Below are 21,844 nucleotides of genomic sequence, written 5' to 3' on the forward strand. Positions count from 1 at the left end.
GCCGTACGGCATGGACGAGGACCGGATGACGGCCGTGGCAGGGCTATGGAGGGCGCATGCCGAGGCCCCCTTCCCGAGCCGGCTGACGTCGCTCGACGTGGCGGGTGCCGAAATGGTGACGCTCGACGCGGACGTCGCGGGCTGTGTCAGCACGTGGCTCGACAACGGCGGGACCGTCGACAGCCGGCGGTACGACCTGCTCGCGGCCCACGAGCGCCGGCTCGGGCGGGTCCTTGCGGAGCTGTCCGGCAGCGAGGCCGCCTACTACCGGCGTCTGCTGGACATGACCGTACTGGTCCTGGAGGCAGTCACCCCGAATCACGGCCGGCGCCCACGATGATCAATCGCTGCGGACACAGCAGCCGCTGTTGCCACACCGTGGGCAGCAGCGCGATCATCGCGCGCTTGACGTCGAGCTCAACCTGCACCGCGTCCAACACCGGCTCGGCATGCCAGGCGTCCAGCGGGTCACGCGGCGCGGGGCAGCCGGCGTTCGTCAGCCGGATGCGCCACGGACGGCCACGGTGCCGAAGCGGCCGGCGTTGGACAGGGTGGCGGCATGCCCATGCAGGCTGTCACGCACGGCAGTCATCGCGTCGATCGCGGCGAGCAGCTCAGCAGCGCCCGGGTCACCCGAGCCGGCCGCCACGGCATGCGCCGCGCTGAGCAACTCCACGGTGACCGCCAGGTTGGTCGCGGCGGCGGCCAGTTCGTGCGCGGCGTCTTCCTGCAAGAGAAGCAGCAGCGGGTCCATGACTATCAGTGCCCTTCGCTCCAGCGGCGACTTACCGGGTTGTCATCGGCAGACACCGGGGTGTGCGTTAGCCATCGGCCACCAGTAAAGCGGCGCTCGTCCTCGGCTTGACACGAACGAACGCTTGGATGCCATGCTCCAATCAACGCCTGTCTGGCGTGCAGGTCCACACATCGGCCGGTACCCGTCGGCACGAGTACGCGGATCTGCCGGGATCCGTGCGCCACGCCATTCGAGACGGCTATCGCCGGGGGTCGTCGGGTCGACGCTGTGGTCGTTCAGCGGGGCAGCGAGCCCCGTGGGTAGCGGTTAACGTACTCCGATGTGAATCAAGATCGAGCTGCAGGCACGCCGACGGCTCGGCCGGCGGGCGACTACGGGATCGACGCTCCCCGGCTTCTGATCGTGCCTGTGGTGCTGATCGTCGGCAGTATCACCCAGGCTGTCGTCCAGCGGACGTTCTGGCCGCTGGTCGGCGTCGCGCTGATCCTGGCCTGTTGCGTACTGGCCCTCTATGCCTCCCGCGTCGGGAAGTTCGTCGTCTGGGGGCGGCTGCTCGATGGGCTGAACCTGCGCGGCAGCGAGAACATCGTGGATCTCGGGTGCGGTCGCGGCGCGTTGCTGATCTCCGCAGCGCAGCGGGTTCCTGCCGGACGAGCGGTCGGCGTCGACCTGTGGCGGGCCGATCAGTCGGGTAACAGCCCGGACGCGACGATGCGGAACGCGGCCGCCGCGGGAGTGACGGACCGCGTCGAGCTCCATACCGGCAACTTGCTCGAGCTGCCGCTGGCCGATGAATCGTTCGACGTCGTGGTCTCCAATGTGGCGATGCACAACCTGAAGGCGCAGAAGGACCGGGACCGCGCGATCGACGAGGCGGCGCGGGTGCTGCGGCCCGGAGGACGACTGTTGATCGCCGACCTGGGTGGCACCCGTCAGTATCAGCAACGACTGCGGCACCTCGGCATGCTCGACGTGAGCCGGCGCAATCTGGGCTGGCGGCTGTGGTGGAGCGGTCCCTGGCTGTCGACCCACCTGGTCAGCGCCCGCAAACCAAGCTAGAAAGGTGCACACAACCCGCGCGCACAAACCGGCGCGTCCATCGCCGCTCTCGTTGTGCTCCACGGTTGCGGGTGGCAGCGTCAATTCGTACGGCGGAAGTCGGTGACGTCTGGGAGCCGGCCGAAACGTATGTCGCCACGCCGCCGGCGTTGCTGCTCGGGGTGCACACCGTGGCTCTGGATGCCCCCATCTCTTGCAATGCCGCGGCCGCGGCCACGGTGATGGCCCGGCCGTATCCGTGGCCGTGGTGATCGCGGTGAACGCCAGGGGTTCGATCAGGCCGGGTCGCCCTTGCCGACGCATGATGCGCGCGTATCAAGGGCATGGCGCGCAGCACGCCCGCGTGGGAGAGCCACAACTCGGCCCCGGCCTCAACACCCGCCCGCAGGGTCTCTCGTGCGTCGGCCTGTGCCCGCACCCATGGCTGAGCAGCCTGGTGACCGGCATCGACCGCGCGGCGCACCAATTCGGCCAGGGCCGCCTGCTTACCTGCGAAATAGAAGTAGAAACTCGCCCGCGAGACCTCCGCGGCAGCGATGATCTCGGCCACGCTGAGCGAGTCGAACGTGCGTGCCTCCAGCAACTCGCGAAGTGCGGCGAGGATGCGTTCATCTGCCCGTGCCTGACGTCGACGCCGCCTACGCTCGAGCGATCACCGCCGGCAGCACGGCGTTCGAACCGCCGCACGACGCGTTCTGGGGTGACCGCACAGCGCAGTTCCTGGACCCCTCCGGGCACCGCTGGGCGATCGACCAGCACCTGCACGACGTCCCCGCCGACGAGTTGGCTGCGCACGTGGCGGCGATGTTCGGATGAGACACACGATCACTGCCGTTTCCTCCCGGTCCCTCCGGCGCGGCCTGACCCGCGGCGACGTCGAACCCGACATGACAATCGCTTGGCGTCGGGCGACTGAGATGTCCTGACGGTGCGGAAGCAGTAATCAGTCCGCTTATTGACCTCCGCCTACACTTGTAGACAGACGGGCATAGCTGAAGCGAGGCGTTGATGGTCGGAGAGAAGGTTCCGTCGGCAGGTGATGCGGCGGCGAAGGACGCCGGCGTCCGGGAGGTGAAGTCTGCTGCCCGGACCGTCGATGTGCTGGAGTTGATGGCATCGCGCGGGAACGAGCCGGTGCGTCTGCGCGAGTTGAGTGACGCCCTGGGTGCGCCGCGGAGCAGTGTCTACGCGCTGTTGCGGACGCTGGTGGAGCGAGGCTGGGTGCGGACCGACGCGAGCGGAACGTTGTACTCGATCGGTATCCGGGCGCTGCTGGCAGGCACGACGTATCTCGACTTCGATCCGTTGCTGCGGATCGTGCAGCCGCACGTCAATGAGTTGAGCGTGAAGCTCGATGAGACGATCCACTACGGGCGGTTACACGGCGCCGACATCGTGTACCTAGCGACGCACGAGTCGAGCCAGTACCTGCGCCCGTTCAGCCGTGTCGGGCGGCGCTTGCCCGCGTACAGCACCGCGTTGGGCAAGGCCCTGCTGGCGGAGCGTCTGGACGTGGAGGGTGACGACTCGGTCGTGGCTCACCTGCCGTCGACGTTGGCGCCGCTGACTCCCCACACTTTGACCGACGCGGAGGCACTGACGACGGACTTGAAGGCGGTCCGGGAGCGCGGTTATTCCATCGATCGGCAGGAGAACCTGCTCGGGGTCGTCTGTTTCGGTGTGGCCTTGCGGGTGGCTTCGGTGCCGGTGGACGCGATCAGCTGCTCGGTGCCGGTGGAACGGCTACGCGGCGATCGCGAGGCGCAGGTGGTGGAGGAGTTGTGCCGGACGAAGTACGCGATCGAGCGGCTGACTCCGCCGCCGCCGTCGGGTTCGCGGGCCTGGGAGTGATTCCGAACGTCACGTCGTGAGCGGGTGCGGGCGTCGTTGGCCGGTCGTCGCGGCCGGCCACCGCGACGGTCCGCCTCGTGCGCGGTGGCTGCTTGGGCGGCTGTCAGGAGCCCTTGAACGTGTCGGTGCGGCGATGATGTGGCCGGTCATGGCCGGACGAGGCAGGGACGCTTGGGGTCGAACGTCCAGCCTGGCACGAGGTATTGCATGGCCTGGGCGTCGTCGCGGGCGCCGAGCGCCTTCTGCTGGTACAGCTCGTGGGCAGCCTGGACCCGGTCGAGGTCGATCTCGACACCGAGGCCGGGGCGTGGGGGCACCTTGACCTCACCGTTTTCGATCCGTAGCGGTTCGCGGGTGAGCCGGTCGATGCCTTCCTGCCAGATCCAGTGGGTGTCCAGGGCGGTGTAGTCGCCGGGAGCCGCGGCGCCGACGTGCGTGAACATGGCCAGTGAGACGTCGAAGTGGTTGTTGGAGTGCGAGCCCCAGGTGAGTCCGAGGTCTTGGCAGAGCTGGGCGACGCGGACGGAGCCTTGCATGGTCCAGAAGTGCGGGTCCGCGAGGGGGATGTCGACGCTGTGCAGCTGTACGGCGTGCATGAGCTGGCGCCAGTCGGTGGCGACCATGTTGGTGGCGGTGGGCAGTCCGGTGCGCCGCCGGAATTCGGCCATCACCTCTCGGCCGGAGAACCCGGCCTCCGCGCCACAGGGGTCCTCGGCGTAGGTGAGCACGTCGCGCAGTCCGGCGCACAGCGACACGGCCTCGTCGAGCGACCACGCTCCGTTGGGGTCGAGGGTGATGCGCGCATCGGGGAAGCGGGCCTTGAGTGCCCGGACCGCTTCGACCTCGGCACTGCCGTCAAGGACTCCACCTTTGAGTTTGAAGTCCTTGAAGCCGTAGTGCTGCTGAGCCGCTTCGGCGAGAGCTACGACGGCTTCGGGGGTCAGCGCCTGCTCGTGCCGCAGCCGGTACCAGTCATTGCCGGAGTGTTCGTCGGAGAGGTAGTCGAGGTCGGTCGCGCGCCGGTCGCCGAGGTAGAACAGGTAGCCGAGCATCCGTACGCTGTCGCGTTGCTGCCCGTCGGGTCCGAGCAGCGCGGCGACGGGCAGGTCGAGGTGCTGCCCGAGCAGGTCCAGCAGCGCCGATTCGATCGCGGTGACGGCGTGGATCGTGGTGCGCAGGTCGAAGGTCTGCTGGCCGCGGCCGCCGACGTCGCGGTCGGCGAACTCGTGTCGCACCCGGCGCAGCACATCGCGGTAGCGGGCGATGTCGCTGCCGAGCAGGTACGGCGCGGCGTCCTGCAGGGTGGCGGTGATGCGTTGCCCGCCGGGGACCTCTCCGACGCCGATGTTCCCGGCGGAGTCTTCGAGGATCAGCAGGTTACGGGTGAAGTAGGGGGCGTGGGCTCCGCTGAGGTTGAGTTCCATGCTGTCATGCCCGGCTACCGGATAGACGGTGGATCGCACGACTCGTGGCGTTCCCATCCTTCAGCCCTCCTGATTCGTTTGTGACCGGGCGATGCGGGTGCCGGCGAGCTGCTCGTAGTACTGCACGAGTCCGCTGTGGTCGTCCCGGGCGCGCCCGCCGGTACGCAGGGCGACGAGCATCTCAAGCACCGAGGCGGTCAGCGGCAGCGCGGCGCCGACCTCGTGGGAAGTGTCCAGCGCGTTGATCAGATCCTTGATGTGCAGCTCGATGCGGAAGCCGGGCTTGAAGTCGTGATCAAGCATCATCGCCGCCTTGCTGTCCAGCACCGTGCTGCCGGCGAGGCCACCACGGATGGCAGCAACGACTGCATCCGCGGCGACGCCGGAGCGCTGCGCCAGGACCAGGGCCTCGGCGACGGCGGCGATGTTGAGGGCCACGATGACCTGGTTGGCGAGCTTGGCGGTGTTGCCCGCGCCGATGTCACCGACGCGTACCACCGACGATCCCAGCGCGGCGAGGACCGGCTGGACGCGCTCGAAGACCGTGGCGTCACCACCCACCATGATCGACAGCGTGCCGTCGATCGCCTTCGGCTCCCCTCCGCTGACCGGGGCGTCGAGCATCACGATTCCCTTGTCCGCCAGCGCGTCGTGGATCGCTCGCGCGGCCAGCGGCGCGATGGAGCTCATGTCGACGAAGACGACGCCGGTGTTCGACGTCTCGACGAGCCCGCCACGGCCCAGCGCCACGTCCTGCACCTGGGGCGAGTTCGGCAGCATCGTAATGATCACATCGACGACGTCGGCGATCTCGCGCGGCGTGCCACCGGCCTTGGCTCCCAGCGCCAGCAGTTCCGCGGCCGCCGCCTCGTTGTGGTCGCTGACCACGAGGTCGTGGCCGGCTGCCAGCAGGTTTTTGCTCATCGGCTTGCCCATGATGCCGAGCCCGATGAAACCGATCCGCATGCGTGTGTCTCCTTCGATGGTGGACGTGGTGGGGTGCCGGCCGGCTCAGCCGACGAAGGTGCTCATGAGCAGCACGCCGCCGAGGCCGAGCACGCCCAGTGCCGTGGTGTAGGTGGTGCGCGCTTTGAGGGCCTGGACCACCGAGAGGCCGAAGAACTCTTTGAAGAGCCAGAATCCGGGGTCGTTGACGTGCGAGAAGGCGATGCTTCCGCACGAGACGGCGATGACCATCAGTTCCGGGCTGGCGCCGGAGGTCGCCACCAGCGGAGCGACGACGCCGGCGGCGGTGACGACGGCGACCGTGGCGGAGCCCAGCGCCAGACGCAGGATCGCGGCGATGAGCCAGGCGAGGACCAGGGGCGAGATGCTCCACCCTGCGGTGAGGTCCTTGACGTAGTCAGCCATCCCCGAGTCGACCAGAACCTGCTTGAACGCGCCGCCGGCGCCGATGATGAGCAGGATGATCGCCATGGGTTTCACGGCGTCGGTGCACGCCGCCAGCACACCGTCGTAGCGGTCGCCGCGTCGTCGTGCTCGGGACCGGGGCTCCGCGCCGCCGGGCGACGCAGTGTCGCCGGTCGAGGCTGTACCACCGGGCGACGCTGTGCCGCCGGAGGCGGAGTCGGGCGGGTCGTCGGACGGTTGGCGGGGCGTCGGCGGCCCACTGGGGCTGCTGCTCCGTTCCGGAGCGGACGTCGATGCGGCGGTCGGGACCGCGGTGCCTGCGCGGCTGGTCGCGCCCGACGACACGCCGGCCGTGGCCTCGCTGGCCTGCAGCTCGCTGGTGCGTTCATCGACGAGTACCAGACCCTCCGGTCGCGGCGCCTGCTCGGCTCGCCCGATCCGCGGACCCAGCACGACGATGGCCACCAGCAGGGCGATGAGCAGCGCGATCGGGCCTTCACCGAAGAACACCAGGAACGGCAGGACCGGATTGCTCTCGGCCATTGCCAGCTCGCCGACGGCAGCGCCGGCCATCAGCACCACGGGGATGAGCACGATGGCCAGGCAGGTGCCGAACGAGGGCAGGTCGGCCTCGTCGAGATCCTGCTCGGCCACCAGTCCGGCCGGGATCGCCGGGTGCATGCGTTTGACGCCGGGCAGCCGGGGCCAGCTGAAGGCGATCAGAGCCGCGGCCGGCAGCGCGATCGGCAGTCCGTAGAGCAGGGTCAGGCCCATGCTCGCCTCGAAGGTTCCGGCCACCGCTGCCGGGCCGGGGTGCGGTGGGAGGAAGCTGTGCATTGTCGACAGGGCGATGGACATGGGAAGGCCGACCCACAGAAGGGGGAGCCGGTTCTCCCGCACGATCGTGTACACGATGGGAATCAGCAGGATGAAGCCGACCTCGTAGAACATCGTGATGCCGATGGCGAAGGCGGTCAGCACCATCGCCAGTTGCACCCGGCTGATCTTGAACGTGCGGACCATGCTGGTGGCGATGCGCTGGGCGGCGCCGCTGTCGGCCAGGATGCGGCCGAGCATGGCGCCGAAGCCGAGAATCATGAGGAGGTCGTCGACCTGTCCACCGATGCCGTCCACGATGGACTCGTAGGTGTCGGACAGGGGCATGCCCTGTGCCAGACCGGCGCCGAGGGCGACGAGGATCAATGCCGGGAAGGCGTTGAGTTTGAGGCGGGTCGTGAGGACGAGCAGGACGATGACGGCCAGGCCGACGATGACGAGCGGCATAGCGGACCAACCCACTTTCAGGGAGGCTCCAGCGTGAGGAGTGGTAGAGGCTCCGGCAACGCGGCCGGACGAGAGTCAGCTGTGCGAGGGGGTCAGCGGCGCACTGTGCTCTGGACCGGCAAGCCGGCGAGAACGGCTCGAAGCTCCGTACGCTCCGCCTCGGAGAGCCCGCTTGCGGGAGCCAGGCACACGCCGGCGTCGATGCCGAGCAGCCGCAGGCCCTCCTTGAGCACGACGGGGAAGGTGGCACGCTCGACCCAGGCGCGCAGCGGCGCCAGGGCGAACTGCAGGTCCAGAGAGCGCTTGAGGTCCCCGGCGCGGTAGGCCTCGTAGATGTCGGCGACCAGTCGAGGCGCCAGGTTAGCGGTGCTCGCGATCGTGCCCCGCGCGCCGTGGCACAGCGCGGCGTAGATCATCGTGTCGCGTCCCGCGAGGATCGTGAACGACTCGTCGGTCACCCGCAGGTAGTTCAGCATCCGGGTCATGTCCCCGCTGCTGTCCTTGATGCCGACGATGTTGTCGACCTTGCTGAGCACGCGGCAGGTCTCGACCTCGATCGGCACCCTGGTACGGCCGGCGTTCTCGTAGAGCATCACGGGCAGTTCGGTGGAGCGGGCGACGGCCGTGAAGTGCTCGATGAGCTCGGCTTGATTCGGAGTGAGGAAGTACGGCGTCAGAACCGACAGCCCCGCCACGCCGCCCACCTGCTCAACCATGCGGGCAGTGGCGATGCAGTCCCGAGTCGTGATCTCGCTGGCGCCGGCATAGACCGGCACCCGCCCTGCCGTGTGCTCGACGGCGATCTCGACGACCCGTTGCTTCTGCGCGGCGGTGAGCCCGTAGATCTCCCCGCTGCTGCCGAGGACGAACAGCCCGTGCACGCCGTTACCGATGGTGAAGTCGATGACCTCACGCAGTGCGCCTTCCATGACCTCGCCGCGGGCGTCCAGTGGCGTGACCATGGCCGGGATGGCCCCGAAGGGTGACTGCATGGCGAAGACCTCTCGTCTCTGGATGTCACGGGGATGTCACATGGATGTCCGTCTACCTGAAACCGTAAGAAACATAGGAGACACGTGTCTACATACGAAGCAGGCTGTCTTCATGTCAATATTGACGGATGGTGCAGTGCCCGAAGGGCAAGCACGCCATGGAAGACGGAGAACGCGAGATCGACATACGAGTCGATGCGGGGCGCGGTCAGCGGTTCAGAATTTCCCGAGCTCGACGGTGTCGGTGACCCAGGCATGAGCCTGATCGCTGAGGGTGAAACCGAGGCCCAGCCGGTTCGGGACGATCATTCGGCCGTCGCGGTTCTCGAGGCGCTCGTTGAACAGGGGGTTCAGCCACTCGAAGTGCTCCACCCACGGCTCGCGGGGATAGCCGGCCGCCAGGTGCAGGTGAATCTCCATGGCGAAATGCGGGGCGAGGTGCAGACCGGCCTGATCGGCCAGGGCGGCAAGGCGCAGGAACGGCGTGATGCCACCGATGCGCGGGGCGTCGGGCTGGAGGATGTCGACCGAACGGTGCTCGATGAGGCTGATGTGCTCGGCCACGCTGGACAGCATCTCGCCGGTGGCGATCGAGGTGTCCAGCGCCGTGGCCAGTTGGGCGTGACCCTCCGCGTCGTAAGCGTCGAGCGGCTCCTCGATCCACACCAGATCGAACTGCTCCAATGCCCGGCCGACCCGCATCGCGGTCGGACGGTCCCACTGTTGATTGGCGTCGACCATGAGGGGGACGTCCGGGCCCAGGTGCTCGCGGAGGGCCGCGACGCGGCCGAGGTCGATGCGGCTGTCCGGCTGGCCCACCTTGATCTTGATGCCGCCGATTCCCTCGGCCAGTGACGCTGTAGCGCGGTCCTTGACTTCCTCGATCGCCAGGTGCAAGAAGCCGCCGGAGGTGTTGTACGACTGAACGGACTGCCGATACGACCCGAGGAACTTGGACAGCGACAGGCCGGCCCGTTTCGCCTTCAGGTCGTACAGGGCGATGTCCAAGGCGGCGATCGCCTGCGTCGCCACGCCGCTTCGTCCCACCGAGGCCCCCGCCCAAAGCAGCTTGGTGTAGATCGAAGCAATGTCGTTGGGGTCCTCCCCCAGCAACCGGTCGGCGATCTCCTTCGCGTGGGCGTACTGGGCGGGGCCGCCGGCTCGCTTGGAGTAGGAGAATCCGATCCCGTTGTGGCCCTCGTCGGTCGAGATCTCCGCGAACAGGAAGACGATGTCAGTCATCGGCTTCTGCACGCCGGTCAGGACCTTCGCGTCGCTGATCGGGGTGGCGAGCGGAAGGTTGATCGAGGACAGCCGTACATGCCGGATCCGGTCACTGCTCGACTGGAGGCTGTCGTTCCTGTTTTCGCGCGGGGTCATCGGTGCCTCACCACCTTCGCCAATCAGCCGACAGCGACGTTCTCACAGCAGAACGACGCCGAGACCGAGGATGGACAACGTCGAGGTGCAGGTCGTACGGGTTTGATCGCCTCGGGCAACAAGAGGTCCAAGGAACTTGCCGAATGCGCGGCCTCACCATGCAGCATCGTCCGAGGCACCTCAGGTCGCTACCCGTCATCGCCGTTTTCCGACAGGACTTCGGACATGACGACGCCTGACACCGTCGACCTGCTCGCCCCTGCGCCGGCGCACCCCAGGGACATCCGCATCGGCTACGCCCGCGTCTCCACCGGCCGGTAGAACCTCGAGCGACAGCTCAACGCCCCGCGCGCGGCCGGATGCCAGCCTGCGCAGATCCCGGGCGACTGCTACCAGGCGGAGAAGTCGGGTCGCCGCAGTGCGAATCCAAGGCGCAGCCCACAGCCGCGGCCCCGGTCGTCCGGGTGCACCCAGCGGCCGGTACCGTTCTGCACGTCCCGATCCCGGCGTTGCGCGTACACCTCCAGCACTCCCAGCGACCGTCGGATCACGGACGTAGGCGCCATATCTCCGCAGGCCCCGCAGATGATCGGGGCATGCTTGAAGCCCACCGCCGGATGTTGATCCGTTCTGCGTGGGTGTGCGGGTCGGCCGGTCTGCTGGTGCTGACGATCCAGCCCGTCTGGTGGGTCGTGACGCTTCTCCGGAATCACCTGTCGGGGGGCCAACTGGCCGCCGTTGTCGTCCTCGGTGTCAGCCTTACCGTCATGTGGCGGATGCGAGGCAGGCGCGGAACGCGCCGCACCTCTCCCTCTCCCTCTCCGCCGCCGCCCGCCAGCGAGAACAAGCAGGAGGAGCGTTCCTGGTCGACGTGGGCGCAGGTAGGCGTTTCGGCGCTGACTGCGCTGGCCGCTGTCGCTGCCTTGGTCTACACCGCCCAGTCGGTGGGAGCCACCCGGGATCAGCTGAGGATCAGCGAACAGGGGCAGATCACCGACCGGTACAGCCGTACGGTGGAGCAGCTCGGCTCGCCGTCCATCGACGTCCGCCTGGGCGCCATCTTCGCGCTCGGCCGCCTCATGCGCGACTCCCGCCCGGACCAACCGACGATCGTGCAGGTGTTGTCGACGTACGTCCGCATGCACGCGCCGCGCGAGACGGGCGGTAAGGCGCCCAGCCCGGTACAGCCGGATGCTCAGGCAGCCCTGACCGTGCTCACTCGGCGCGACGCTACCGCCGACGGTGGCGTGCTGCTCGATCTCAGCCGTACCTCGCTCAGAGGCGCGGTTATGACCGGCGGAAGCTTCGCCGGTGCGACCTTCCTGGGTTCGGACTTGACCTCGGCTGATCTTTCGAATACCGAGCTGTCGTACGGCCAGTTCTTCGGAGCCACGCTCAGGTACGCGCGGCTCGACGGCAGCCGCGTCGCCACGGCGAATTTCAACCGCGCCAAACTCGAGTCGGCCTCCTTCGACAAGGCCGACATATCACGATCGTCGTTCTGGCTGGCCGATCTTCGTGGCGCCTACTTCGCCCAAGCGATCGCCGTCGGCACGGACTTCCAAGAAACGACGTTGAGCAACACCAGATTCTTCGAGGCCGATCTGAGACGGGCCGACTTCCGGCGCGCCCGCTCGGAACGAACGTCTCTGTTCCCCGCAGCCGACGTGCAAGAGGCCAGGTGGGACGACGCCAACCTTAGAGCCTTCGATCTTCGCTCGGTGACGAATCTCGACGCCGACCGATTGAGTTGCGCCGCTACGTCTCCGCCGGCTCCTCTCCTGCCTCGTGGCTTCACCCTGCGCTCTGCGCCTGCGCCCGCCTGCCAACAGCAGTGACTAGCTGCGTATGCGTTTACCTCAGTCCACCGGCCCGGGCTCCCCGTTCAGCAGCCGCTCCGCTGTATTGAGATCCGTGATCAAAGTATTGACCCATCCACCCTTCAGGGCAGCAGCGATGGCTGAATACTTCTCCGGCCCTCCAGCCACGCCGATACGACGACGGGTGGCTTTGAGCTGGCCTGGACTGATGCCGAGGATTCGATCATTAAAGGGTGAGTTGATGAGCTCGCCGTCTCTGTCGAAGAAGCGATAGCAGACATCTCCGACCGCTCCGAGCTCACCGAGCCGGCGCTGCTGTTCCGGCTCGATGGCATTGCCGCTACGGGCAAGGAGCGGCGACGGCTGAACGGTTCCGATGCCGACAAGGGCGACTGTCAGGCGATTCCAGACGTCGCGCACCCCCTTGACTGCTGGATCATTGAGGAGCGCGCGGCGCACGGTAGGGCTGTTGACCAGCCCAGGAGTCGGCAGGAACAACGGCCGGCCGCCGGTGAGGGTGGCGAATCGGTCGAGGAGCCGGGTCGCATCGACCTGAACCTGCGGCTCGCCGATACCTCCGGACAACTGCGTGACCACGTCGACGGTCAGGTGGCTCTTCGGCCGCATCGCATCGACCGTGGCGAGCAACGTCGCGCTCCAGGACGAGATGCCGATGACGTCGTCGTTGGCGAGTGTCTCATCGAGGTAGGTGGCGGCTGCCCCGCCCAGCGTGCGCAGCACGTCCGCCGGCGATCCGCCGGCGTCGACGACGACTGCGTCCCGAAGCCGGAACCTTGTTTCGAGCTTCTGCTCGATGTCGGTATAGACGCCATGTGGAATCGATACCACGGTTCGAACCACGCCAATGTCGACGGCCTGTTTCAACAGCCGCGAAACACGAGACTGGGAGATGTTCAGGTCGGCGGCGATCTGCGGCTGCCGAAATCCCTGCTCGTGGTACATCCGAGCAATCTTGGACAGCAGGCGGAGTTGATCGACGCCGAGGCCGGCCGCTATCGGCCGTACAGCACTCGCGTTCATGATCCCATTCTTGCATAGATATTCATGATTGACAAGGCATTCACAGGCTTGCAATCTGCTGGGTATCTATTCGGCATCGAATGGAGATGCGGATGACATCCGACGAACGAGTTGAGGACGGTGACGTCGTCCTCGCCATCGACCAAGGCACCAGCGCCACCAAGGCGGTCGTCGTCACCGGACACGGTGAGATCAGCCACCGGGCCACCGTGTCGATCACCCAGCGCCATCCCCGGCCGGGATGGGCCGAGCAGGACCCGGAGGAGATCTGGCGCTCCGTCCAGCAGGCGGTCCATGACGTCTTGGCTGAGGCTCGCCCGGGCCGGGTGGTCGCGGTCGGTCTCAGCACTCAGCGGGAGTCCACGCTGTTGTGGGACCGCCACACCGGGGAGCCCTTAGGTCCAGTACTGGGCTGGCAGGACACCCGCGGCGCGAACCTCTGCGCACGGCTGCGCGCGATCGGACACGCCGACCGGATCCGCGACATCACCGGTCTGCCCCTGGACGCCATGTTCTCAGCGTCGAAGGCAGCAGCCTTGCTCGACCAGTACGACCAGGACCGCTCCCGTAGCACCCGAGGCGAACTGTGCCTGGGCACCATCGACTCCTGGCTGCTGTGGCGGCTGGGCGGACAGCACCTCATCGAAACCGGCAACGCCGCACGTACCCAGCTGCTCGACATCTCGACGTGCCACTGGGACCCGTGGCTGCTCGATCTGTTCGACATCCCGTCGCAGGCGCTACCGGAGGTGACGGCCTCCACCGGACCGTTCACGTCCTGCGACGGCCTGCACCCGAACCTGCAGGGTGTGCCGGTCACCGGTGTCCTCGGTGACTCGCACGCCGCTCTGTTCGCGCACGCCGGCTGGACCGGCGGCCGAGTCAAAGTCACCTACGGCACAGGGTCGTCCGTCATGGGCGTCGCCACGATCGGTGCTCGGCCGGCAACGGGCGTGGCGCGCACCATCGCCTGGCAGCTCGGCCACCCCACGTACGCGCTGGAAGGCAACATCCGTTCGAGCGGGGCCACCCTCGTCTGGCTGGCCCGCCTGCTGCAATCGACACCGGGCCAGCTGGCAACATCCGCCGCTTGCGACAGCCAAGGTGTCTTCATCGTGCCGGCCTTCACCGGTCTGGGCGCCCCGTACTGGGACGACCAGGCCAGGGCAATGATCGTCGGACTGTCCGACAGCACGGGCCGCGAACAGCTGGCCCGGGCAGCACTGGAGTCCATCGCCTACCAGATCGAGGACGTCGTCGCCGCGGTGGAACAGTCCGGCGGTTCGGTGCAGATGATCCTCGCTGATGGCGGCCCGTCGGCCAACGCCACGCTCATGCAACTTCAGGCCGACACCTCCGGCCGCCACGTCCGTACCTCACCGGCCGCCGAACTCTCGGCGCTGGGCGCAGCCCACGTCGCCGGGCTGGGCGCCGGACTGTGGACGGTCGCCGATCTGGATCGCCTAGGCCGGACCGGCGCCGGATACGAGCCGAGTCCCGATTCGAAATCCCGTCGGGAGCGTATGGACGGCTGGCATGCCGCTGTCGCCGCCGCGCGCGAGCTCCCTCGAAGATCAAGGAGCCAGCCATGAGTTCGGCCCGCCGCATGGAGAACAAGGTGGTCGCCGTGACCGGCGCGGCCGCCGGCATCGGACGTGGCATCGCCGACCGCTTCGCGGCCGAAGGCGCCGCCGTCGTCCTGGTCGACCGCGACGAGCGCGTCCAGTAAGCCGCTTCGGAGGTCCAGACAACCTTCGGGACGCAGACCCTCGGCGTCCGATGCGACGTCACCGACGAAGCCGACGTGACGGCGTTCATCGCCGCGACCGAGACCCGGTTCGAACGCCTCGACGTGCTGATCAACAACGCCGGCACGATCACCATCGCGCCGCTCGAGGAACTGAGTCTGGAGGCGTGGAACCGTGTGCTCGCGGTCAACACCACCGGCGCGTTCCTGTGCGCCAAGGCGGCGGTACCGCTCATCCGGCGGACCAGCAGCGGCGGCCGCATCCTCAACGCCGCCTCGGGGCAGGCCCGTCAAGGATTCATCTACACGCCCCACTACGCCGCCAGCAAGTTCGGCGTCATCGGCCTGACCCAGAGCCTGGCCAAGGAACTGGCCAAGCACAACATCACCGTCAACGCGTACTGCCCCGGGATCGTCGGCTCCGACATGTGGGCCTACAACGACCGCGAATGGGGCCGGCTGCTCGGGGACTACGCGCCCGGCGAGCTGATGGCCGAGTGGGTCGCCGGCATCCCCCTCGGACGCGCCGGCACCAACGACGACGTCGCGAACCTGCTGCTGTTCCTGGCTTCCGACGAGGCCGGATACATCACCGGCCAGGCCATCAACATCGACGGCGGCATGTTCATGAACTGAGCCACGAGAGCCGCGCGCTCCCGTCTCGACCCCTCAGTGCTCTGCCACTCCCTCACCTCAGGAGCCACCGTGAGTACAGCCGTGTCCGCACAACCGAGCGCCAAATCAGAAGACCGCTCAGCCCTGCTGCAGCGACTGCGCCGGCTGGGCAGCGGAACAGGCGGGCCGTTCGTGGGCCTGCTCGTGCTCTGCCTCGCCCTGTTCATCGCCACCCCGTACTTCCTGACGGTCAACAACCTGCTCAACGTCCTCGACCAGGTGACCATCCTCGGGATCCTCGCCGTCGGCATGACGTTCGTCATCGTGACCGGCGGCATCGACCTGTCGGTCGGCTCGGTCCTCGCCCTGTCCACCATGATCCTGGGCTGGACCTCGCACAACGGCGGCTGGCCGCTGTGGCTCAGCATCGTCGCGGCCGTCCTCGTCGGTGGCTTGTGCGGGCTGGCCAGCGGTCTGGGCATCACGCTCACCAAGCTGCCGCCGTTCATCGCGACCCTTGCGATGCTGTCGATCGCTCGCGGTCTCGCCAACGTCATCACCGACGGTCAGCAGATCGTCGGCTATCCCGCCTGGTTCACCGCGCTGTCCACCGAACGCTACTTCGGCTTCCTGACCGTCACGACGATCGTGCTGGTGCTGCTGCTGGTGGCCGGCTGGGCGTTCCTGCGCTACCGGCCCGGCGGCCGTGCCCTCTACGCCATCGGCGGCAGCCGGGAGGTGGCCCGGCTCGCCGGCATCAAGGTCAAGGCAGCCACCGCGAGCGTCTACGCGGTGACCGGCCTGCTCGCCGGCATCGCCGGCGTCGCCCTGGCCGCCCGCCTCGACTCGTCACAGCCCAGCGCGGCCGTGGGACTCGAACTCGACGTCATCGCCGCCGTCGTGATCGGCGGCGCCAGCCTCGTCGGCGGTGTCGGCCGGATCCCCGGAACCATCGTCGGCGTCCTGATCATCGGCGTGCTGCGCAACGGCCTCAACCTGCTCGAGGTCTCCCCGTTCGTGCAGCAGGTCGTCATCGGCATCGTCATCGCCCTGGCCGTGATGGTCGACGTCCTGCGCCGCCGAGCGTCCTGAAACCCCCACCTCACCCCGGAAGGAAAGACATGAAACTCCGCAGTGCTCTCGCTATCTCCCTCGCCACCCTGACCGCCGCCTCGCTCACCGCCTGCAACCGCGACAGCGCCGACGGCGGCGGATCCGGCGGCGACAAGATCACCATCGGCCTGGCCGTGGCCAACCTGCAGGCCGACTTCTTCAACCAGATCAAGCAGTCGGTGAGCGCCGAAGCGGCCGCCAAGGGCGTCACCGTCGTGGTGTCCGACGCGGGCGGCGACTCCTCGCGCCAGGTCAGCCAGATCCAGGACTTCATCACCAAGCAGGTCGACGCCATCATCTACATCCCCGCCGGCGCCACCGCCGCCGGCGTCCCGGTGAAGGCCGCGGAGCGCGCCAACATCCCGGTCATCAACATCGACCGCAACGCCGCCGACGCCCCCGGCAAGACCTTCATCGCCACCGACAGCGTGGCCGCCGCCAAGGAACTCGGCGACTGGGTCGTCAAGCAGACCAAGGGCAAGGGCACCGTCGGCATCATCCAGGGCCAGATCGGCACGACCCCCCAGATCGACCGGCAGAAGGGCTTCCAGCAGGCCCTGCAGGCCGCGCCGGGCCTCAAGGTCGTTGCCCAGCAGCCCACCGACGCCTGGAGCCAGGAGGAAGGCTTCGCCAACGCGCAGGACATGATCCAGGCCCACCCGGACATCAGCGTCTTCTGGGGACAGGCCGACGCCCTCGCCCTCGGCGCCGCCCAGGCCGTCGCGAACGCCAACCTCAGCCCCAAGCCTCTGGTCGTGGGATTCGACGGGGACAAGGCCGGCCTGCAGGCCGTCCGGGACAAGAAGATCGACGCCACCATGGTGCAGCAGACCCAGCTGATGGGGCGCATGGCCGTCGCCAACGCCATCGACCTGGTCGGCGGCAAGTCCGTTCCGGCCACCCAGCTGCAGAAGGCCAACCTGCTGACCAGCAGCGACACGGCCAAGGCCGAGGAATACATCGCCAAGCACCCCTGATCCGCTCACGCCTGTCCCAGGAGCAGTCATGACCTCGACAACGAGCGAGCACAGCGGACTGAAGGTCCGCGGTGTCTCCAAACGGTTCGGCGCCACCCAGGCTCTGCACAGCGTCGACCTCGACGTCCGCCCCGGCGAATGCGTGGCTCTGCTGGGCGAGAACGGCGCCGGAAAGTCCACCGTCTCCAAAATCATCGCGGGTGACTTCCCGTCGGACACCGGCGAGATGTGGTGGAACGGCCAGCCGTACGCCCCGTCCGCTCCGGCCGACGCGCTCGAGGCCGGCATCGGCCTGATCCACCAGGAGATGCGCCTGCTGCCGGACCTGTCCATCTCGGAGAACGTCTTCGTGGGCCGCCAGCTGATGAGCGGCGGGCGCATCGACCGCAAGGAGATGGACCGGCGCGCCTACGAACAGATCCGCCGTCTGGGCCTCGACGTATCCCCCCGCCGGCTCGTCGGCAGCCTCAAGGTCGCCGCGCAACAACAGGTGGAGATCGCCAAGGCGCTCACCCTCAACGCCCGCCTGCTCATCCTCGACGAGCCGACCGCCGCCCTCGGCGAGGAGGAGACCGAACACCTGTTCACGCAGGTCGACGCGCTGCGCAAGGAGGGCGTCTCCTTCATTTACGTCAGCCACCGGCTGGAGGAGATCGCCCGCATCTGCGACCGCATCGTCGTGCTGCGCGACGGCCAGCACGTCGCCTCCCACGACACCGCGCAGGTACCGGTCACCCAACTCGTCGAGGACATGGTGGGACGCAGCATCGAAAGCGTCTTCCCCGACGCCGACCCGCCCGGGGACCGCGAGGTGATCACCGTGCAGGGGCTCACCGCCACGGACGGCTTCTTCAAGGACATCTCCTTCACCGTCCGCGAGGGCGAGATCCTCGGCATCGCGGGCATCGTCGGGGCCGGCCGCACCGAGCTGGTCCGGGCCGTGGCCGGCGCCGACCCGGTGGCCTCAGGCACCGTGCACGTCAACGGTCGGCAGCTTCGCTCCGGCGCCGTGACCGATGCCATTCAAGCCGGTGTCGTGCTGGTGCCCGAGGACCGCAAGGCGCAGGGCGTCGTGCTGGACATGACGATCGGCGACAACGTCGCCCTGGCCAACCTGGACCGCATCGCCGGGCCCGGCGGCTTCATCAGCCCCCGCCGGGTCCGGGAGGTGGCACTCGACGCCTGCCGCATCATGCAGGTCAAAGGCCGGACCGAGCAGCACGCAGGAACTCTGTCCGGCGGCAACCAGCAGAAGGTCGTCATCGCCAAGTGGCTGGAACGCCGGCCCAAGGTCGTCATCCTCGACGAACCCACCCGGGGCATCGACGTCGGCGCTCGGGCCGCCATCTACGACGTCATCGTCAACCTCGCCAAGCAGGGCATGGCCGTCATCGTGGTGAGCTCCGAGCTCGAGGAAGTGCTCGGTCTGTCGCACCGCGTCCTCGTCCTGGCCCGCGGCGAGCAGAAAGGCATCCTCGACCGCGGCGAAGCCACCGACGTCGCCGTCATGCACCTCGCCGCCGCCTGAGCGGCCACCGAACACGAAAGGCGAAATCATGACCGTCCCCACCTTCCGGCTCGATCAGCGCACCGCCTTCGTCACCGGCGCCGCCAGCGGCATCGGCCGCGCCATCGCCGTCGGCATCGCCGAATCCGGCGCCGACGTCGCCTGCTTCGACCTGCCCGGTCCCGCACTCGACCAGGTCTGCGCCGACATCCAGGCCGCCGGCGTCAAAGCTCTCCCGATCGCCGGGGACGTCACCGACGCCGGCAGCCTCGCCGAGGCGGTGAGCCGGGCCCAGAGCGTTCTGGGCGACCTCACCCTGGCCGTCAACAGCGCCGGCGTCGCCAACGCCGCCCCCGCCGAGACCATGCCGCTCGAGCAGTGGCAACGCGTGATCGACATCAACCTCACCGGCGTCTTCCTCTCCTGCCAGGCCGAAGCGCGCGCCATGCTGGCCGCCGGCCGCGGTGGCTCGATCGTCAACATAGCCTCGATGTCCGGCACGATCGTCAACCGCGGACTGCTGCAGGGCCACTACAACGCCTCCAAGGCAGGTGTCATGCACCTCAGCCGCAGCCTGGCCATGGAGTGGTCCCGGCGCGGGATCCGCGTCAACTCGATCAGCCCCGGCTACACCGCCACCCCGATGAACACCCGCCCCGAGGTCGCCGAGCAGGTCCGCCAGTTCGAGGCCGACACGCCGCTCGGCCGGATGGCGACCGTGGACGAGCTCGTCGGACCGGCGGTCTTCCTGCTCAGCGACGCCGCCAGCTTCTGCACCGGGGTCGACCTGCTGGTCGACGGCGGCTTCACCTGCTGGTGAGGGCGGCACTCCCGGATCGGAACGAGCCACCAGGACTCAGCACGCACGCCGGCCCCTCATCGCCGGCAACCGGAAGCCGGCAGATCACCCACACGCCCGGCCCGGTCAAAGCCTCCACCAGCGCCGCCATCTGGCGCACCGCCTCACGACCCGCCGCACGCCGCGCCACCGCCGACCTGAAGGACGCAGACGCATGACACTCACCACCGAACACGCCACCCTGCCGGTGATCGGGCACCTTGCGCCGCACAGCAGCCGCGCGAAGCAGATCGCCCACATCGCCGAGGCAGCCCGCCAGATCCGCATCCAGGACCTCAAACTGGTCCACCACGCCGGGGCCGGCCACATCGGCGGCGACTTCTCCGCCATCGACATCCTCGCCACCCTCTACGGCGCCGTGCTCAACGTGCGCCCCGACACCGTCGACGACCCCGAGCGGGACCGGTTCATCCTCTCCAAGGGCCACGTCGCCGGCGCGCTGTACACCACCCTGGCCGCGTTCGGGTTCCTGCCCGTCGAGGACCTCGCCACCTTCCTCAAGCCGCTGTCCCCGCTCAACGGCCACCCCAACCGCAACAAGGTCAAGGGCGTCGAAGCCAACACGGGCCCGCTCGGGCACGGACTGCCGATCGCCGTCGGGCATGCCCTGTCCGCGAAGCTGGACGTCTCCCGGCGACGCACCTACGTGCTGACCGGCGACGGCGAGCTGCAGGAGGGCTCCAACTGGGAGGCCATGATGGCCGCCTCGCAGTACGAGCTCGACCGGCTCACGGTCATCGTGGACCGCAACCGGCTGCAGCAGGGCGCCACCGTCCGCCAGACCAACGACCTCGACCCGCTCGACGCCAAGGCAGCCGCGTTCGGCTTCGCCGTCGTGGAGGTCAACGGCCACGACCACGGCGAGCTGTACGACGTGCTGTCCGCGGTGCCGTTCCGGCCCGGCAAGCCCACCTTCGTCATCGCCCACACGCACAAGGGCCACCCGATCACCTACATGAGCAACAACGTGGCCTGGCACCACCGGGTGCCGTCGGAGGGCGAATTCCAGCAGGCCCTCGACGAGCTCGCCGCCGCCCGCGACACGACCCGCAACTGAGGAGAACCGCCATGACCTCCCCGCAGGACTCCATCGTCGACCGGCCCCGCTTCGACTGCCGCAACGCCTACGTCAAAGCGCTCGCCGACCTGGCGCAGGAGGACCACCGCATCGTCGGCGTCGTCAACGACTCCGTCGGCTCCAGCAAGCTCGACGCGTTCAAGAAGGCGTTCCCGGATCGGCTCATCAACGTCGGCATCGCCGAACAGGACATGGTCGGCGTCGCCGCCGGCCTGGCCAACGGCGGCCGCATCCCGTTCGTCTCGGCCGCCTCCAGCTTCCTCACCGCCCGAGCACTCGAGCAGATCAAAGCCGATGTCGCCTACTCCAACCGCAATGTCAAACTGTGCGGCATGAGCCCCGGCATGGCCTACGGCGAGCTCGGCCCCACCCACCACTCCATCGAAGACATCGCCTGGCTGCGGGCGCTCGACAACATGACCGTCATCGTGCCCGCCGACCCCGTCGAGACCGCCGCCGCCATGCGCTGGGCCGCCGCCACCGACGGTCCCGCCTTCATCCGCGTCAGCCGCATGAGCGTGCCGGAGATCTATCCGGAGGACTACGAGTTCGTTCCGGGCAAGGCGATCACCGTCCGCGAGGGCGACGACGTCACCCTCATCAGCAACGGCACCGTCCTGTGGCGGGCCCTCGCTGCGGCCGAACAGCTCGCCGCCGAGGGCATCAACACCCGCGTGATCTCGATGCCGACCGTCAAGCCGCTGGACACCGACGCCGTCCTGGCAGCCGCCCGGGAAACCGCCGGCATCGTCACGGCCGAGGAGGCCACGACCGCCGGCAGCCTCGGCGGCGCCGTCGCCGAGACCGTCGTCGCCGGCCACCCCACCCGCGTGACGATCCTCGGCGTACCGGAGTTCGCCCCCACCGGCTCCGCCGGCTTCCTCCTGGACCGCTACGGCATGTCCCCGAGCGGCATCGCGGAGTCGGCCAGGGCGCTGATCCAGCAGCACTGACTTTCAGTGCTGCACC

Annotated in this window: 20 protein-coding genes and 1 pseudogene; 13 read left to right on the forward strand and 8 right to left on the reverse strand. The window is 68.3% G+C overall.

Going from position 1 to position 21,844, the window contains the following annotated elements; genetic code table 11:
* Window positions 1-10: 10 nt before the first annotated feature.
* Window positions 11-340, forward strand: coding sequence for a hypothetical protein (locus ACSNN8_RS29000; RefSeq protein ID WP_436652973.1), 330 nt, complete (start codon window positions 11-13; stop codon window positions 338-340).
* 156 nt (window positions 341-496) lie between these two features.
* Here the strand turns inward: ACSNN8_RS29000 and ACSNN8_RS29005 are convergent, their stop codons facing one another.
* The gene (locus ACSNN8_RS29005; protein ID WP_436652975.1) at window positions 497-754 is read right to left on the reverse strand and encodes a hypothetical protein; all 258 of its coding nucleotides are present in this window, start codon (window positions 752-754) and stop codon (window positions 497-499) included.
* A gap of 411 nt (window positions 755-1,165) precedes the next feature.
* Here ACSNN8_RS29005 and ACSNN8_RS29010 point away from each other — a divergent pair, with 411 nt between their 5' ends.
* Complete coding sequence (locus ACSNN8_RS29010) at window positions 1,166-1,816, forward strand: class I SAM-dependent methyltransferase (protein WP_436652977.1); 651 nt, start codon at window positions 1,166-1,168, stop codon at window positions 1,814-1,816.
* On the opposite strand, the gene ACSNN8_RS29015 is transcribed toward ACSNN8_RS29010, so the two are convergent.
* Window positions 1,794-2,420 carry a TetR family transcriptional regulator gene (locus tag ACSNN8_RS29015; protein WP_436655447.1) on the reverse strand — a complete coding sequence of 209 codons (627 nt, stop codon included), beginning with the start codon at window positions 2,418-2,420 and terminating at the stop codon, window positions 1,794-1,796. The two genes, ACSNN8_RS29010 and ACSNN8_RS29015, sit on opposite strands and share 23 nt — an antisense overlap.
* Before the next feature lie 14 nt (window positions 2,421-2,434).
* Here ACSNN8_RS29015 and ACSNN8_RS29020 point away from each other — a divergent pair, with 14 nt between their 5' ends.
* Window positions 2,435-2,632 carry a VOC family protein gene (locus tag ACSNN8_RS29020; RefSeq protein WP_436652978.1) on the forward strand — a complete coding sequence of 66 codons (198 nt, stop codon included), beginning with the start codon at window positions 2,435-2,437 and terminating at the stop codon, window positions 2,630-2,632.
* Between the two features lie 192 nt (window positions 2,633-2,824).
* Window positions 2,825-3,667 (forward strand): IclR family transcriptional regulator, encoded by an 843-nt coding sequence (locus ACSNN8_RS29025; RefSeq protein WP_436652979.1) that lies wholly within the window; start codon window positions 2,825-2,827, stop codon window positions 3,665-3,667.
* A 146-nt stretch (window positions 3,668-3,813) separates the two neighbouring features.
* Here ACSNN8_RS29025 and ACSNN8_RS29030 read toward each other — a convergent pair whose 3' ends face one another.
* The 5 genes from ACSNN8_RS29030 to ACSNN8_RS29050 all read right to left on the reverse strand — a co-directional run bounded on the left by ACSNN8_RS29030 (window position 3,814) and on the right by ACSNN8_RS29050 (window position 10,118).
* Entirely contained in the window at window positions 3,814-5,091 is a 1,278-nt protein-coding gene (locus tag ACSNN8_RS29030) for an enolase C-terminal domain-like protein (RefSeq protein WP_436652981.1), read from the reverse strand.
* 60 nt (window positions 5,092-5,151) lie between these two features.
* Window positions 5,152-6,057, reverse strand: a complete 906-nt coding sequence (gene garR, locus ACSNN8_RS29035) for a 2-hydroxy-3-oxopropionate reductase (RefSeq protein WP_436652982.1) — start codon at window positions 6,055-6,057, stop codon at window positions 5,152-5,154.
* A gap of 45 nt (window positions 6,058-6,102) precedes the next feature.
* The gene (locus ACSNN8_RS29040; RefSeq protein WP_436652983.1) at window positions 6,103-7,746 is read right to left on the reverse strand and encodes an SLC13 family permease; all 1,644 of its coding nucleotides are present in this window, start codon (window positions 7,744-7,746) and stop codon (window positions 6,103-6,105) included.
* Between the two features lie 92 nt (window positions 7,747-7,838).
* Window positions 7,839-8,738, reverse strand: coding sequence for a 4-hydroxy-tetrahydrodipicolinate synthase (gene dapA, locus ACSNN8_RS29045; protein WP_436652985.1), 900 nt, complete (start codon window positions 8,736-8,738; stop codon window positions 7,839-7,841).
* Window positions 8,739-8,954: 216 nt separating this feature from the next.
* Window positions 8,955-10,118, reverse strand: coding sequence for an L-talarate/galactarate dehydratase (locus tag ACSNN8_RS29050; protein ID WP_436652986.1), 1,164 nt, complete (start codon window positions 10,116-10,118; stop codon window positions 8,955-8,957).
* A gap of 596 nt (window positions 10,119-10,714) precedes the next feature.
* On the opposite strand from ACSNN8_RS29050, the gene ACSNN8_RS29055 reads away from it, so the two are divergent.
* On the forward strand, window positions 10,715-11,956 hold the full coding sequence (locus ACSNN8_RS29055; RefSeq protein ID WP_436652988.1) for a pentapeptide repeat-containing protein: 1,242 nt from the start codon (window positions 10,715-10,717) through the stop codon (window positions 11,954-11,956).
* Window positions 11,957-11,977: 21 nt separating this feature from the next.
* On the opposite strand, the gene ACSNN8_RS29060 is transcribed toward ACSNN8_RS29055, so the two are convergent.
* On the reverse strand, window positions 11,978-12,979 hold the full coding sequence (locus ACSNN8_RS29060) for a sugar-binding transcriptional regulator (protein ID WP_436652990.1): 1,002 nt from the start codon (window positions 12,977-12,979) through the stop codon (window positions 11,978-11,980).
* A 92-nt stretch (window positions 12,980-13,071) separates the two neighbouring features.
* Between ACSNN8_RS29060 and ACSNN8_RS29065 the strand changes: the two genes are divergently transcribed.
* The 8 genes and pseudogenes from ACSNN8_RS29065 to ACSNN8_RS29100 all read left to right on the forward strand — a co-directional run bounded on the left by ACSNN8_RS29065 (window position 13,072) and on the right by ACSNN8_RS29100 (window position 21,828).
* Window positions 13,072-14,571, forward strand: coding sequence for an FGGY family carbohydrate kinase (locus tag ACSNN8_RS29065; RefSeq protein WP_436652992.1), 1,500 nt, complete (start codon window positions 13,072-13,074; stop codon window positions 14,569-14,571).
* A gap of 14 nt (window positions 14,572-14,585) precedes the next feature.
* Window positions 14,586-15,362: pseudogene (locus ACSNN8_RS29070) on the forward strand (SDR family oxidoreductase).
* Between the two features lie 69 nt (window positions 15,363-15,431).
* Window positions 15,432-16,433 carry an ABC transporter permease gene (locus tag ACSNN8_RS29075; protein WP_436652994.1) on the forward strand — a complete coding sequence of 334 codons (1,002 nt, stop codon included), beginning with the start codon at window positions 15,432-15,434 and terminating at the stop codon, window positions 16,431-16,433.
* Window positions 16,434-16,462: 29 nt separating this feature from the next.
* Window positions 16,463-17,431: a sugar ABC transporter substrate-binding protein gene (locus ACSNN8_RS29080; RefSeq protein ID WP_436652995.1), complete on the forward strand. Its 969-nt coding sequence runs from the start codon at window positions 16,463-16,465 to the stop codon at window positions 17,429-17,431.
* Between the two features lie 28 nt (window positions 17,432-17,459).
* On the forward strand, window positions 17,460-18,959 hold the full coding sequence (locus ACSNN8_RS29085) for a sugar ABC transporter ATP-binding protein (protein WP_436652996.1): 1,500 nt from the start codon (window positions 17,460-17,462) through the stop codon (window positions 18,957-18,959).
* A 28-nt stretch (window positions 18,960-18,987) separates the two neighbouring features.
* Window positions 18,988-19,758, forward strand: a complete 771-nt coding sequence (locus ACSNN8_RS29090; RefSeq protein WP_436652998.1) for an SDR family oxidoreductase — start codon at window positions 18,988-18,990, stop codon at window positions 19,756-19,758.
* 193 nt (window positions 19,759-19,951) lie between these two features.
* Window positions 19,952-20,854, forward strand: coding sequence for a transketolase (locus tag ACSNN8_RS29095; RefSeq protein ID WP_436653000.1), 903 nt, complete (start codon window positions 19,952-19,954; stop codon window positions 20,852-20,854).
* Between the two features lie 11 nt (window positions 20,855-20,865).
* Window positions 20,866-21,828: a transketolase family protein gene (locus ACSNN8_RS29100; protein WP_436653001.1), complete on the forward strand. Its 963-nt coding sequence runs from the start codon at window positions 20,866-20,868 to the stop codon at window positions 21,826-21,828.
* Window positions 21,829-21,844: the final 16 nt, after the last annotated feature.

This window comes from Actinoplanes sp. URMC 104 (assembly GCF_051386375.1).
In the GTDB taxonomy this organism is placed as follows: Bacteria; Actinomycetota; Actinomycetes; order Mycobacteriales; family Micromonosporaceae; genus Actinoplanes.